This window comes from Sphingobacterium sp. 2149 (genome assembly GCF_031455655.1).
Lineage (GTDB): Bacteria > Bacteroidota > Bacteroidia > Sphingobacteriales > Sphingobacteriaceae > Sphingobacterium.
The window spans coordinates 262684-279368 of the sequence record NZ_JAVDTD010000010.1; the positions used below are offsets into that span (position 1 = coordinate 262684).

At 41.0% G+C, this 16685-nt stretch carries 8 protein-coding genes; all 8 read left to right on the forward strand.

What is annotated here, in order from left to right:
* The first annotated feature begins 12 nt into the window (after positions 1-12).
* Positions 13-1464 carry a hypothetical protein gene (locus tag J2X77_RS15990; RefSeq protein ID WP_293882840.1) on the forward strand — a complete coding sequence of 484 codons (1452 nt, stop codon included), beginning with the start codon at positions 13-15 and terminating at the stop codon, positions 1462-1464.
* A gap of 77 nt (positions 1465-1541) precedes the next feature.
* Positions 1542-3740 (forward strand): fasciclin domain-containing protein, encoded by a 2199-nt coding sequence (locus J2X77_RS15995; RefSeq protein ID WP_310081562.1) that lies wholly within the window; start codon positions 1542-1544, stop codon positions 3738-3740.
* Positions 3741-3784: 44 nt separating this feature from the next.
* On the forward strand, positions 3785-7024 hold the full coding sequence (locus J2X77_RS16000) for a SusC/RagA family TonB-linked outer membrane protein (protein WP_209578249.1): 3240 nt from the start codon (positions 3785-3787) through the stop codon (positions 7022-7024).
* A 12-nt stretch (positions 7025-7036) separates the two neighbouring features.
* Positions 7037-8503, forward strand: a complete 1467-nt coding sequence (locus tag J2X77_RS16005; protein ID WP_310081564.1) for a RagB/SusD family nutrient uptake outer membrane protein — start codon at positions 7037-7039, stop codon at positions 8501-8503.
* 7 nt (positions 8504-8510) lie between these two features.
* Entirely contained in the window at positions 8511-10124 is a 1614-nt protein-coding gene (locus J2X77_RS16010; protein ID WP_310081566.1) for a fasciclin domain-containing protein, read from the forward strand.
* A gap of 30 nt (positions 10125-10154) precedes the next feature.
* Positions 10155-11720, forward strand: a complete 1566-nt coding sequence (locus tag J2X77_RS16015; RefSeq protein ID WP_310081568.1) for a fasciclin domain-containing protein — start codon at positions 10155-10157, stop codon at positions 11718-11720.
* 4 nt (positions 11721-11724) lie between these two features.
* Positions 11725-14841: a SusC/RagA family TonB-linked outer membrane protein gene (locus tag J2X77_RS16020; RefSeq protein ID WP_310081570.1), complete on the forward strand. Its 3117-nt coding sequence runs from the start codon at positions 11725-11727 to the stop codon at positions 14839-14841.
* Positions 14842-14846: 5 nt separating this feature from the next.
* Positions 14847-16475, forward strand: coding sequence for a RagB/SusD family nutrient uptake outer membrane protein (locus J2X77_RS16025; protein WP_310081571.1), 1629 nt, complete (start codon positions 14847-14849; stop codon positions 16473-16475).
* The last annotated feature ends 210 nt before the right edge of the window (positions 16476-16685 follow it).

Here is a 16685-nt window from a genome sequence, read left to right on the forward strand (position 1 = left end):
AAATTCATTATTATGAAAAGAAGGTGTCTATTTTCTTTTGGCGCTTTGGCTATGATATTTATTTCTTGCGCTAAAGAAGGGCTTATTTCAAAGCTGGACTGGATTGAATGGATAGCGCACAATGCCACAGCAGACGGTTCTGCATTAGTAGCTTTCCCTGGAGCAGAGGGCTTCGGCCGTTTTGCGAAAGGCGCAAGAGCAGCAATCACGCCAAGCGTCTACTTTGTGACGAATCTGAATGACAGCGGACCAGGCTCTTTTCGGGATGCAGTCAGCAAACCAGGACGTTTCGTTTTATTCAAGGTTGCTGGGATTGTTTACCTCAAATCGAATGTATCCATTGCAGCACATACGACAATTGCAGGTCACACCGCTCCAGGACAGGGCATTGTACTCTATGGAAGAAAGGTCTCTTTTACAGGATCAAATGAAACGATAGCACGTTTTCTTCGCATTAGGCTTGGAGCCAATGCAGGGGCAGGAAAAAATGATGATGCTTCTGGTATTGCAAATGGAAAAAATATCATGCTCGATCATATGTCTTTCTCTTGGGGCTTAGATGAGGTATTTTCTATTAATTGGGATAATAAAGGAAATGAACCGGATAGTATCACCATTCAAAATTCGATTATTGGTCAAGGCCTGCAGCGCCATAATCATTCCGCTGGCGGATTGATACAGACTAGTGGAAAAATATCGATTATCAGATCCCTTTATCATAGTAACAAAACTAGAAATCCAAAAGTCAAAGGAGTCAACGAATTTGTGAACAATGTTGTCTATAACTTTGGGAATGCAAATACAACCTATCCGGATCATGCAATATCTGCCGATGCCTATATTCTAGGAGGAGAATCCTCCGGGGAGTCTAATGTGACCATATTGAACAATTATTTTGTTGGTGGGCCGTCAACACCCAAGACCAAAACAACTCCCTTCTCGCGAGGAAACGGCAACTTTAACCTCTATCAGTCGGGTAATTACTTTGATAACAATCAAAATGGAATATTGGACGGGCAACGCATTGAAGCGAATGAAATCTGGTACCCGGGCATTGCCGCAGAGAATTTTAAAACCATCGACGTTTACACGGCCTATCCCTCTGTGAGACCAAAATTAAGTGCCAAAGATGCCTATACCTACCTGATCAATAACGTCGGTGCCATATTGCCCCAAAGAGACCAAGTAGATGCTTTTTTAGTCACTGAGCTACAAAGTAAAGGAACTTTGGGATTTTATACCTATCGGGAATCTGACCTTCCCCTGGAAAATGGCGGTTTAGGTTATTATGAGAGCGCAGATATCCCGTTGGATTCGGATGGAGATGGAATACCGGATGAATGGGAGGAAAAGTTAAAGCTGGACAAAAACAATCGTGCGGATGCACTGCAATTAAGTACTCAGCAGTTGTTCAAAGGTTATCTCAATCTCGAAGCCTATTTGATCCTGCTTGCTCAGAAATAAATATAGTTTAGTTCCCGATCATCAAACTCCAATTATAAACCAATGCCAGTATTAACAAATTGGCACATTTAATTTTTATGAAAAGACTATTCATCTATGTTATTAGTGTCTTTTTAGCCTGTACATATTCCTGCTCCAAAAAGGAACTTGTATCGCACTATGAGAGACCAGATTGGCTGAAAGGCAATGTGTGGGAGGTTTTGGACAATCGCAAAGAATTTACCATTTTTTTAAAAGCGGTTGAACGTGCTGGTTTTAAAGAAATATTGAATGGCAAAACAATTGTATCTGTCTTTGCGCCCAGCGACCCTGTGTTTTTAAGCTATCTGAAGGATAGAAACCTGGCCTCGATAGATCAAATCCCAATCCACGAACTAAAAAAAATGATCGGTTACCATCTGATCTATTATTCGTACGATAAAAATAGACTGATGAATTATCAACCGCAGGGGAGTCAAAATCTGCAACCAGCTTTTGCAGGACTGTATTACAAACACCGCAGCAGAAGTCAAGATTCCATCAGTGAAGAAATGGATGTAACCGATGGAATTGTCAAAAAAGTATATCATAAAGACAGGTTTGTTCCAGTTCTTTCTGCGACCCATTTTCAAACTAAAGGAATTGATGCAAAGCAGAATTATGAATATTTTTTTGGAGCAGATAGCTGGTCAGGAACAACTGGTTTTAATGTCTCGAATGCAGGAATTACGGAATATGATATTCCTGCAGATAATGGTTATGTGTATGTGATCGATCAGGTAATTGCGCCCTTACCTACTGTTTATGAACGATTGGATCATAGTACAGCCTACAAGGATTTCTTGGCTGTTTACGACCGTTTTCGAACTTACACGTATGATGAACAGGCGAGTATGAATTATGCAGCTGCAGGAGAGTCCTTATTTTTAGTTCACCATGGTGCTTTACCTGCGATTGCTTCGGAATGGTCATATAATGGTGAGTCAGGTACTCCAGACTATGCCAATCTTGGCGATCTTTCCTATAAAGCGTTTAATGTATTTGCGCCCAATAATCAAGCATTGTCGACTTTCTTTAATCAATATTTTAAATCATATTATCCGTCGATGAAGGAGGTAGATATGTTGCCTTTGGCAATGATGCTACGTAACCACGTATACGCTGGAAATATAGTCTTTCCTGCTGAGATCGGTAAGAATCCCGATATCAAAACAGTCGATGGAATTCCTATTGTTTTCAATACTCAGTCGGACGTAGGAGATAAAGCGATTGCCTCTAATGGAACATTCTATGGGTTAAATAAAGTGTTAATTCCGGAAGCTTTTAATAGTGTGACTGGCCCCGTGTTGGTCAATCCAAAATACAAAATTTTCATGTATATGCTCCATAACTCGGGTATGTTCAAAACACTCACGAGCAAAGATATACGTTACACACTGTTGATTCCTTCCGATGAAGAAATACTAAGTACGCTTTATGGCGATAGTTATATCTTCTGGAATGAAGGTAACCCCTTTGTATTTGGAGACGAAGAAGTCCAAATTCAAAATAACGACGGTGTTAAGGTGGCAATGTCGCAACGGCAACAGGAACTTTTTGTTTCGGACCATATTGTATATGATGATATCACAAGTTTATCTGCTGCCAAAGTTTACCGCACCCGGAATCCATACAACTATATCTTCACGAAAAATGGCAACTTATATTCAACAACGACATACAATAGCAACGAGCCTGTGTCTGTGTTGCCACTTGCAGGCAATTGGTATAATGGGAAAAGTTATGAAGTAGCGCAAACGCTACTGGGTGAAACGCGGACTATTAAGTTTACACTGATTGGCGCTGAAACAAGTAGCAATCCGCTAAATAAATATGCCGAATTTTCGAAGTTATTGGCTAAAGCAGGGATGATAGATGCAGGCAGCTCGCTGTCCTTTCTTTTTGGCAATCGTTTTATTCTGTTCGCCCCGGATAATGCCACAGTGTTGTCGGGCCTAGCTGCGGGCCTGATTCCAACAGAGAAGACAGCCTTGGCAGAATATCTTAAATCTTATTTTGTTTCCGTATCCGACAATTCTATTGGCGATTATCCTTTCCCCGGTTTCGGTGTTCAGGGAACCTGGAATACCACACGAAGAACAGGGTATAACCTTTATCGGCAAATTACCCTAATGGATTATGGGACGGGACTGAGTTTGGAAGATTCAGATGGGACGCACATTTCAATCGTAGACTATCTGCCACAAGTATTTAATGATGGAGCTGTCTATCATATCAACAAACTTTTAAAGCCATAAGCATGGTTTCATTCGCGTTGATTCATTACCATAAACTAAAATTCATGAAGCTAAATATATTTTTAATCATTACCTGGATTGCTTTTGTACTGCCTGCTTATGGGCAGCGTGCAAAAGTCTTGACCGGTACTGTCCAAAGCGGACCAAACGCGCCTTTGGCAGCGGCTTCCGTCTATATCGAAAACAAAGATAATCGGAGTTTGATGGGCGCTTCAACAGACAATTTAGGTCAATTCACCATTGGAGTTCCCGCCGGTGAAGGCCTAACTATTGTCGCTGCCTGTATAGGTTATAAGACCACAAAAATTCCATTTAACGGGCAGAGCACTGTAATCATCAAGCTCGTTAAAGACGATCGTATGATTGACGAGGTTGTCGTTACAGGAGAGAAGGCCAATACAAAGAATAGCATGGGAATTAACTACCGCAATCAGGTTTCGGCGACAGAACGCTTTGACATGAAAGAGTTGGAAGCACTGCCTTTTGCTTCTATTGAAAGTGGGCTACAAGGTCGGCTGGCGAATGTGGATATCGTGTCTAGCGCAGACCCCGGTGCAAGAAGCTCTATCCGGATTAGAGGGACATCCTCGTTGAATGGTAATTCAGAACCCTTAATCGTTGTTGATGGTGTTCCTTATCCTACCTCCATAGGTAGCGACTTTAATTTTTCCACCGCTAACGACGAAGATTTTGGTGGCCTAGTGAATATATCTCCTAACGATATCGAATCCATCGAAGTGTTAAAAGACGCCGCGGCTACAGCGATTTGGGGCTCTAAAGGCGCAAACGGCGTTTTACTCTTTACCACGAAAAAAGGACGTAAGGGTAAAACCCAATTTGCATTGTCCAGCAAATTGGATGTTAAGCGCGAAGCAGAAACAATCCCCATGTTAAATGGAGGACAATACGTCGCACTGGTACAGGATGCCATTTGGAATTCAGTGAATGATCTGGGCTATACTTCCGCGTTACCATACCTCAATTTACTCTATAATACGAACGAAATTAAATATGATCCATCATGGGTCTATTTTAATGAGTATAATCAAAATACCAACTGGCTTGAACAAGTGACCCAAGTGGGACATTTCGAAGATAATTCTCTTTCGATTAGTGGCGGAGGAGATAAAGCCACCTACAGGCTGTCGCTAGGTTTTTTAAATGATGTGGGAACGACAAAAGGAACCAAACTGAATCGCTATAATTCACTGTTGAGTCTCAATTATAAATTCTCTAACAAGTTTAATGTTAATGCTGATATGTCCTATTCCATTAGTGATCGGAAGAATTTTTGGACGGGTGAAGATGTGAGTACGCCAAGAGGTATGGCAATGACAAAAATGCCAAATATGAGTCCTTACGTCATCGGAGAGGATGGTCAGTATACAGATCAATATTTTACGCCAAGGATCAACTTTCAGGGTTCATTTGGCGACAATCAAATGTTCAATCCAGTAGCGATGGTGAATGAATCAATCAATAATACTGTCGGCGAGCAAGCAAGGGTCGTCTTTCGAGGGATCTATACTATTATTCCAGCGCTTCAATATATTGGTACAGTTGGATTTGATACCAGGTCAACAAAAAATCGAAAATATTTGCCGCAGGCTGTTACCGGAGTTATCTGGACCGACCCGTTCTTCAATAGGGGATCGGATATGCTGTCAGATGAGTTATACCTAAACACCGAGAATAAATTTATATTCAATAAAAAGATAAAAGAGCATAGCATTGTTGCTACGGGCTTATTGCAGACAAATGAAGCACGAAAGTTTAGCTATGCCAGTGAGACATCAGGCAACGCATCATCATCTTTAAGTGATCCAACCGCCGGCGGCGCCGTCGTGAATATGGGGTCGGGAAATTCTAAAACACGGAATATCGGTGCGATTTCCAGTTTGCATTACGCATATAAGGATCGTTATATCGTCAGTGGTACATACCGTTGGGAGGCCAACTCCAGTCTCTCGGCACAACATCGCTGGAAAGGGTTTCCTTCAATTGGCGCTGCCTGGCATCTCGGTGACGAAGAATTTATTAAAAAACTTGGTCTTATCAGTACGGCGAAACTTCGTTTTAGCTGGGGGAAAAGTGGAAATGCCCCTTCGGGCGCTTTCACCTATTTGGGCACGTTTCAGCCGCTCACGCCAGGTTATATTGATATGACTGCTGTGGGACCAGTATCCATTCAATTGGATAATCTTAAATGGGAGACGATAACCCAAACTGATTTTGGTGTCGATCTCTCTTTCTTTAAAAATAGACTTCAATTTACGGGTGAGTTATATAATCGGGTGACCACAGACCTCCTACAAAAGGACGTGACATTACCTTCATCCACTGGTTTTGGTAAAATGCGGTACTACAATTCTGGCAAATTAGCCAATAAAGGCTGGGAATTGATTTTCAATGCTGAGGCAATCCGCTCCAAGGATTTTGGTCTCTCTGTTAATCTGAATGTGTCACGTAATAGAAATGAAGTTATTGTACTTCCCGATAACATGCAATTTGAGAACTACAACTTCGGTAATGGCAAATATGCGCATAAAATTATCGAAGGCAATCCAGTAGGCTCATTTTACGGCTACCATTATCTCGGTGTATATCAGAACGAACAAGACACCTATGCCAAAGACCTGGACGGAAAAGTAATGTACGACCTACAGGGGCAACCTGTCTATATGGTAAATGGCAACAGGCGGGTATTTGCCGGCGATGCCAAATATCAGGATATCGACGGGAATGGTGTGATTAATCAATATGACATTGTCTATTTAGGAAATGCAATGCCCTTATTTACAATGGGGGGCGGGATAAACCTGCGTTACAAAGCTTTTGCGCTAAGTACTTTTTTGCACGGTAGATTTGGCCAAAAAGTAGTCAATCAGGTACGGATCAATACGGAGAATATGTATGGTACAGCTAACCAAAGTACCGCTGTACTTGGAAGGTGGCGCCAAGAGGGAGATGTTACAGATATACCACGGGCGCTATATGGTGAAGGTTACAATTACTTAGGGTCGGACCGCTTTGTGGAGGATGCATCTTTTGTTAGGTTAAAAATGATCTCTCTCAAATATGCACTTCCTAAAAAAGTAATCGAAAGATGGGGATTGACCCGCTGTGAAATATTTACGACGGTTCAGGATGTCTTTACGTGGACTGATTATTCTGGTCAAGATCCAGAAGTCTCCCTCTCAAGTAATATTTATATGCTGAGCCAGGATAATGCAAGTACGCCACGTCCAAGACGCTTTGCCTTGGGGGTAAATGTAAACTTTTAAAAAAAGGAAGTGATGAAAATATGCTATAAATTAATGATGCTGTGTCTATTGTTGCCAGCGGCATCTTGTCAGAAATGGCTTGATCTCAAACCACAGAATGAACAGGTCAGTGATGCTTACTGGACCAATAAAGCTGAAGTAGAAGCTGTATTAGGTGCGGCCTATGTAAAATTACAAGGTGCTGTTAAAACAATGCTAGTATGGGGCGAAGGCCGGGGAAATACACTGAGCTTAGGTGGATATGTTGATGTCGATCTTTTAAGGTTAAAAAGCTTCTCGCTTTTGCCGACAAACAATTATGCAAAATGGGGTGAATTTTATCAGATTATCAATTATGCCAATATGGTGATAAAGTATGCCCCTGCTGTTGTTGAAAAAGATCCAGCGTTTAATCAAGCGACTATGGCATCTTTTTTATCGGAGGCTTATTTTTTGCGAGCACTCAGTTATTTCTACATCGTTAGGACTTTTGGCGAGGCACCATTGATCCTAGAACCCTATATGGACGATCAGCAAGCATACGAATTGTCAAAATCGTCCAAAGCTCAGCTCTTTGATCAGATTGTGCAGGATCTGACGGTTGCGTCAAACAACGGCAAGGAGATCTGGCCAACGGTTTGGGAAACCAAAGGGCGTTCCACAAAATGGGCTATACAAGCGCTGCTGGCCGATGTCTACCTCTGGCTGGGAAAATATGATGAGGCGATAATCGCCTGTAATGCCATATTGCAGTCAGGAAAGTACGGGCTCTTGCAGGGAACAGTCAATAATAAGAATAATTGGTTCAGTATTTTTAATCCCGGAAATTCCAACGAGGCGATTTTTGAAATCCAATTTGATTATACCAAGAATCAAACAAATAAATTGATGGAAATATTTGGCTCCAACTATAATTGGATCATATCCAACTATTGTGTGTCGCTATTTACAGAAAATGCCGAAGATATCCGCGGCGCAGGGGCATCCTACGAAACGGTTGCCTACAAGCTTTGGAAATATTTAGGGGCAGAAGGAAATACAACGATTCCTAGACCCTATAGTGATCAAAATTGGATCATTTATCGGATGGCGGATATTTACCTGATGAAGGCCGAAGCATTGATTATGAAAGGAGAAAGTTACTACCCACAAGCGGTAGAATTGATCACTACGATTCGGTCAAGGGCCTCAATTTCCCGCCCGCTCGAAGCAGGGAGTACCGAATTGGATATATTGAAAGCATTAATGGATGAGCGTGCACGGGAGTTTGTGGGAGAAGGAAAACGTTGGTTTGATCTATTGCGTGTGGCGCAACGAGATCAATATAAATATAAAGAATATTTGATCGAACAAGTATTACTCGGCGTATCAGGAGCCTCAACACCTGTGATTAGATCCCTATTGCTCAATGAGAATGCGCACTATTTGCCAATACATGCCGATGAATTGAAGTATAATAAATTGCTTGTGCAGAACCCGTATTATGAAAACCTAAATTAATGCAAAAATGAAAAAGAATCTTATTCCTCTTTCTAACCTTGTGCTGCTTTTTATTGGATTATTTTCAATCCTACTCTCCTCCTGTAAAGATGATTTCGAAAATAGTACCTATTCAGCGTATGAAGATTTACCCATGGCTGCATACCTTAAAAATCAGCCCGAAAAATATGATCTATGGGTCAAAATCCTCGAGAAAGCAGATTTGTACAATACATTAAATATTAATACCATATACACGCTCTTTGCTCCAGTCAACGATGGTGTCGAACGATATCTCAAAAAAGTGAATCTGACTTCGGTTGATCAGATGACAAAAGACGATGCTAACTATTTGGTGCGTTATCATCTTGTTCCAAATGTTTCAATTGACCTCGGTCAGTTTCAAAGTGGGGCAATCTCAGATTTAAATGCTACCGATGATAATCTTTTTGTGGAGTTCAAAGATGGTGGATTGGATCAGATCTATTTGAATGGGCTATCGCGATTTAATGCTTTCGATATTAAGGTAACTAATGGAATTATCCATAGCGTAGACGATGTTTTGGAACCTCTTACAGCGACTATATTGGATCGATTGAAGGATCAAAAATATAGCATATTTCATGATCTGGCCGTGGCAACCGGATATGACGTGCGATTAAATACCGTCTACACAGCAGGCACAGACCCGGATGGAAATCCAATTCAACAGCGATTCAAATATACGGCATTTGCGGTAAGTGATGCTGTTTACCTGAAAGAAGGCATTCATACGCTAGCAGAGCTATTGAATAAACTGGGCGCATCAGGATCAGACCTGAAATCGACAAGCAATCTTGCTAACCGTTACATGGCTTACCACCTATTGGCGCAGCAGCGCTCTTTTGCCGATTTAGGTAAATTCCCCGCTGGCGCGACAAAAATGAATTTGGAAACCATGGCCCAATACGAATTGATAAAAATTAGCGAAGGAGGAGAAGGTTTGGTTATTAATACCGATGAACGTGTCGGCAGTGCTATTCATTTTAATGAAATCAATATCCCCTGCAAAAATGGTGTATTGCACGATATTAGCCATTGGATGCCAATTTTCGTTCCAGAGCAGGTCAAGGTTATTTGGGAGTTTACAGACTACCCAGATATTGCCGCCAATGTTACCCAATACAGAAACCCGAGCCTTGGAGCGCAATACAATAAAATCTTTGTGGCCAACGAGCTGACGAGTATTACATGGCGGGCGCAACCAGAGACCAAGTCAAATGTATTGATTTATCGTAACAACAGGAGTGCGGACGGTATTTGGTATACCGGTCCGCTGAATTACGATCATTTACGTGTAGAATTGGGCGAATCGGGATGGATTCAGATGCGAAGCCCCACTATTGTAAAGGGAAAATACAAAGTCAAATTGACGTGGCCTAGTACTAAATATGCTTCAAATACAGGAATTTGTGCCTTTGTATTGGATAATGAAATGCTGTATCCCCGGTTGGTGATGTCCAATACCAGCTCCGACAAAATGATGACGCAGGATTTAGGAACCGTGGAATTTAGGGAAACAACAGACCATACCCTCCGCATACTATCACTGGATGGTAAGTTGCTGACGTTAGATTACATCCAGTTCGACCCGATTAATTGACCCAAATAAATGAGATCTAATTATACACACATGAAAAACGTTGTAGGAATTCTCCTGTTCATGCTTGTTGCAGTAACAGGATGTAAAAAGAATTGGAATGAGCACTACGAGGAACAAGAATCCATATCGCAATTAGATTTGTTAGCTTATCTTAAAACTCAACCACAATACAGCCTATTTGTCTCAAAACTGGAAGAATATGGGATTGCTGAGGAGCTGACCCGCGATCAAGAATTAACCATATGGGCGGTACCTAATGATCAGATGGCAGCCTTTGAATCATCCACAGAAGATAAAATCTCGATCTTAAAGTATCATATTAATAACCTCAAATATGACAGTGGAAAACTTAAAGATGGTTTAAAATTAATTACTTTAAATGGGAAGTATCTGATGGTTTCACGGAAGGATAATCAGGCATATGTTGGTGACGCCAAACTGATTAAGGCCAATCAATTTTGTAAAAACGGGGTGGTGCATGAAATTGATCTGTTGCTGAAGCCGGACGTTAGCATTTATGATTATCTCCGTGGTCTGGGGAATGACTATTCGATCATTCGAGATAGCGTTCTCGCCATGAATGATACGATTTTTGATTTGTCAAATAGTGTTCCCATAGGGGTAGATCCAACTGGGAACACGTTATACGACTCCGTATTTACCATTACAAATCCAATATTTGAAAAGGCGAACATCCGCTCTGAGTTTGCAAATGTTACGATGTTCCTTCCTGCTAATCAGGTTATTAAAAATTGTTTTGATGATTTACAGCGTCTCTATAATCAATTTGGAAAGAAGTTTTTGAGAGAAGACTCCTTAATCGCCTATACATGGATCAAAGAGGCTATTTTTTATAATGAAATTATAACTGACTATGGCACAAAGGATCTGACGTCCGCCTTTAATCGCTTATGGAAGCCAGGTATACAACTGGTAGATCCGCAATATAAACGCATGAGTAACGGTAGAATCTTTAACGTAACCAAATTAAAAATTCCCAATAATGTCCATATTCAAATGATAAAGCAGTTGTTTCATTATTATGAATATGTACCTGAAAATGAAAAGGCAAACCTGTTTGGCCTCGCCAATGTGACCGCTATAGAACCAAAGGACAGGGATAAGGTAAGTTTTCCTACATTGGGGATCGAGCTTACCTACCGAACCCTTCTCATACGGGGAGATATAGCTGACAATAAGCCTGCATCAATCAATTTTACTCCGATTATGTTAGAGCGGAAGCCAGATGGTTCAACAGGTTATAAAGTCGTGGAAGTTCCACCAGGAGAATATAATCTGTATATGGGATTTTTGGCCAAAAACCATCCATTTGTGAATATCTACGTAGACGATAAGTTAGTGGCAAAGTCTTTAAATGTGGAACCGTCGACGCCGTGGAACTATGATCGCGCGACAAATACCGTAGCTGGAACCAAGTATAATGGTTGGGGAGGACTGGTCGGACCTGTAGTGATCGAGGGCGATAAAATCCGGTCCTTTAAAATTAAAGTTGAATTTGCTGGGTTAGGAAAGGGAACTGTAGAAAATATTGAGCCTTACCACTGGGCGTTGATTCCAACAGTAAATAATTATTAACCAAATGAATTTTACAGATCTCATGTATAAGAAAAATAAACATGTGTGGAAGTTGTCAATGGCTTTGTCATTCTCATTATTCTGCATGCATAGTTATGCCCAGCAAAATATTCAGGGAAAGGTCGTGAAATCGTACGATAAAACTCCCATAGAGGGGGCTATTGTAAGTATTTTGAACTCAACACATACCACCAAGACGAAATCGGATGGAACATTTGTTTTCGATAATATACGAGATGAGTCGCCAGTTATTCGGATTTGGAGTCCCGGATTCTTTGAATCACGTATTGAAGTGTTGGGGCGTAACCAAATTGAAATAAAGTTGATTTCGGAGGGACGAGAACATTATGAAAATGTAGTTTCGGGGTCTTTTTCTGCAGCTAATGCGACGTTGTTGACCACGGAACACTATCCTAAGGGCGCAGCCACCGTTGAACAAGTACTAACTGGCCAGATTGTAGGGTTACGCACGACCAACAAAGGTGGAATGCCTTCAGAAGGTGCTGCATTGAATTTTAGGGGAGTGCGCTCGTTTGAAGCAAATAGCAATCCGCTGATTGTCGTCGATAATGTACCGTATTTACCAGACATGGATAATTCCCCGATTATTGGTGGATACTCGAGAAGTATCTTTGCCCCATTTAACCTGCATGATATTAAAAGTATTCAATTCTTGAAGGGAGCCGAAACAGCACGTTACGGTTCGTTAGGCTCAAATGGAGTACTCAGATTAGAAACCTCTGCATCCGATGATATGGAAACGGTTATTGAGTATCGAGGTAATTTTGGAGTAGCGCATCAGTATAGAACGCTGCCTGTGCTGAATGATAGTCAATACAAGAGCTATCTCGGTGCCGTTGGGATGACCAATTACAACGATATGGGCGAGCTGCTGGCGCAATTTCCTTTCCTGAAAGATGATCCGAATTATTATTATAACTACCTGTACAATAATAAAACGGATTGGCAAGATCAGATTTATCGAAATGCTTTTGTAACCGATCATCATTTAAGAATCAAAGGTGGCGATGCGGTTGCAAAATATGATCTCTCGCTTGGCGTGTTGAACCAACAGGGCGTATTGGACAATACAAACAACACCCGATACAGCACGCGTTTGAATTCAACGATTGCTTTAGGACAGAAATTCGACTTGAATGCAATTATGGCATTGACCTATAACACCGGAAGAATGCAGGAACAAGGCATGTTAAAAGCCACCAATCCCATGTTGGCCGCGATGTATAGAGCGCCGATTCTTAGCCCCTATACAAAAGATAAAGACAACAACCTATTGACTGATTTGGATGGTGTTAGACAATTTGGCGTCTCTAATCCCTTAGCTCTTCTACAAACCGGCGATTTTACATCGGACGTCTACGATGTTTTTGCGCAAGCTAATTTGCGCTATAGAGCGACTAAAGATCTTCAATTTAATGCTTTGCTGGGGTACTATACAAATTATAGCCGGCAGACAACCTTTGTACCAGGATTGTCTAGCGGTACCATTCTGCCTTTAGAGAATGGAATTGCTTTAAATACGGCGCGATCGGGCGCTGGGCAGTCTGCTAATATTTCATGGAATTTTTATGGAAGTTATGCGAAGCAGTTGGGCAGCGATCAATTGGATGCTGGTATCGGTATACAGGGCCTGCTGAATAGTCAGGAGTATGATGCCGGTGCGGGCAGGAATACAAGTTCCGATTTTTACCGTACACTGAATTATGTCAGTAACGCAGGACGTAAATTTTGGGGATATGATGAAGACTGGAATTGGATGAACATGTATGGTTTCCTCCGTTACAACTGGCGCCGCTTATTGAAATTAGATGCCAGTCTTAGCGTTGACGGTACCTCCGTTACAGGCGAAAATGCCAAAAGGTTTGGACTGTTCCCGGCGGCGGACTTATCAATTCTGCTCTCTAATATGTCTTTTCTGAAGGAGAATGAATCGATAAACAACCTCGTGTTAAAATTTGGTTACGCAAAAACCGGTAACAGCCGTTTTTCATCAAAGATTGGACAATCGTACTACAGTAGCCAATTATATCGACAACTTGCTGGAATTGTAGTGGGTAACATTCCTAGCAATGAAATTAGATGGGAAGATAACCAAAATATGCAGGGTAATTTAATCTTTTCGGGGCTAAATCAACGTTTAAATATGAACGTGGGATATTATTACAACCGTGCCAGTCATCTTTTAAATAGTTTTTCTGTGTCGCCCATAGCGGGAATCGACAGGATATTTTTAAATGGGAGTCAAATCAACAATCGTGGTTTGGAAGTGGATGCTAATTTTGTTTTCGTTGACAAAACAGACTGGTCCTTCACGCTGGGCGGTAATTTATCCACATTAAACAGTACCGTAAAAAAGCTGTTGAGTGTGAATCCAATACTGTTACAGCAGGAAGATGATGTTATTCGCATCCATCAGGTGGATAAGGCACCCTTTTCTTTTTATGGATATCAATCCAATGGCGTTATCGCTAGCGCTAGAGAGGCCGAGCAATTGAATTTATACGATTATAAGAATAGAATGTTTGCTCCAGGCGATGTTTTCTTTGAGGACGTGAATAACGATGGTATTATAGATGCCGAAGATCAGGTCGATCTAGGGAATAGTTTGCCGAAATTATTTGGGGGCGCATATTTCACTTTACGTTATAAGAATGTTCAATTGCAGGGTCTCTTGAGTTTTACCAAGGGCAACAAGACTTATAATGCTGTACGTAGAAGTCTCGAGGATCTCGCAGGTTACAATAATCAATCCATTGCGGCACTGCGCCGTTGGCAGACCGATGGCCAACAAACTGATATCCCACAGGTACAATATGGTGATCCCATGGAGAACGCACGCTTTTCTAGCCGCTGGATTGAAGATGCTTCTTATATGCGTTTAGAGAACTTGTCTTTGTCTTATCGTTTTGGGAATCATCGACTTAAAATTCTTGCGCATTCGGAATGGTATATCGTTGCTGAAAATTTATTTACATGGAGCAAATATTTGGGACTGGATCCTGTAACTGCATACAGCAACAGCATGGCATATACCGGTGCAGACTATGGCAAAATCCCTTTACCACGGACCTTTAAATTAGGCGTCAATTTTAAACTCTAGAAAGTATGAAAAGTTATTATATACACTATAGCATAGTCGTCGTGTGCTTGGTTCTTAGCAGTTGTTCCAAATATTTTGAAGTGAATACCAACGATGTTTTGACGGAAAAAGATTATGGTCAAGAAACCAATGAACTGTATTCAGGTTATATGGGAGTTGCTGCAAAAATGCAGGCTATGGCCGATCAAACTGTATTTTTAAGTGACTTACGAACCGATCTACTTGAACCTACGGCCAATGCACCCCAAGATTTGTGGGATTTGTACAACTACAAGGAAAAAAAGGGCAATAGCTTTGCCAACCCACGCACCTATTATGATCTTATTGTAAATGCCAATGCTTATTTGGAAAAAATTAGGTCTTATCGAAAAGCAAACCCAAAAGCATTGGAGGACGAGCACTATAATGCATTGATATCTGGAACAATTCGTTTTAAAGTATGGACGTATTTGACGCTAGGGAAATTATACGGTAAGGTAGCTTATTTCGATGATTCTAAGATCGATTTAGACAATCTGTCTTCCATTCCCGTAATTTCTTTAAATGAACTGTTGCCTAAACTGGTCTCATTGATGGAAATAGGTGTGGACGGTGTTGATGGAAAGTATGTCGCGAACTGGGGCAATATTTTATTTCCAGGGGTGGCTACTAATCAGCAAGATCTCACTTGGAATATGATTTGTCCATCGCCTGAACCATTATTAATGGAGCTGTATCTGTGGACGAGGCAATATACAAAAGTGGTCGATATCGGTATTCGCTTTATCTATGACAATGGTAGTAATAAGTTTAAAGTCAGTAATGACGATTATAATGGGGAGTGGGTTCAGGTATTTACGAGGGATCCAATAACACGGACAAGAGTATTGATGAATATTGTACCCTATGATTTTGAACGAAACCAGACAAATCGCTTGATGCAGTTTTTCTCGAATCAAAGTCCTTCCTTATATTATTTAAAGCCGACGGCTGCCGCCATGCGTCGGTACCAGGAACAAATTCGATATGATGGGCATACCTTGGGTGATCAATATCGGGGAGAGAATTACACCTACTTTTTACAGAACGGAGCATGGGTGATCCGCAAATTTTCGAGAGATCGGGAGAGCGCTTCGGAAATCTATAAAAATAATGTCCATATTGTCATATACCGAGATGCTGATGTACACTTTTTTATGATAGAAGCCCTCAATAACTTGGGCATGTTTGATCAGGCGGAGGCATTGTTGAATGATGGTGTAGAGTTGTATCTTTCACGAAACGCAGGCAATTTAAAGTATCCTTTTGACAATGCGGCGATGAATGTTAGCCTTGCCAGAAATTGGGGAATTAGACGTCGGGTCAATCTCGCACCCGTGCACCCTGAAGGTGTTAGCAGAGATGATTTATCAACGACAGAAAAAGTTGATGCTTATAAGAAGGCATTAGATAAGTTAGTTGTTGAAGAGACCCTGATGGAAAGTGCGGGCGAAGCAAAGGCTTATTTTGCGATGATGCGCATTGCCGATCGTTGGAACGACCCTACAATTTTAGCCGAAATCGTCGCGCAGAAATACCCTGTAGGCCAAACGAACCAGATTCGCCAATATTTGCTGGATAGAAATCATTGGTTTGTTCAATATCCGTTAAATTAACTTCATTTACATTTTAAGCGGTTCAATATACAACGATTTCAATTGCTAAAAAATTCACTGTTAAAATAAGGGGATGTTTATACGATTCGAAGACAATAGATTTTTTTTCATAGGCTGCATCGCAAAAGAATTTTGAAAACCGTAGTTTTTAAGTTTTTTTAAAAAAAGTTATGAACAAATCGTTAATTTTATATTTCTTAAAATCTAACA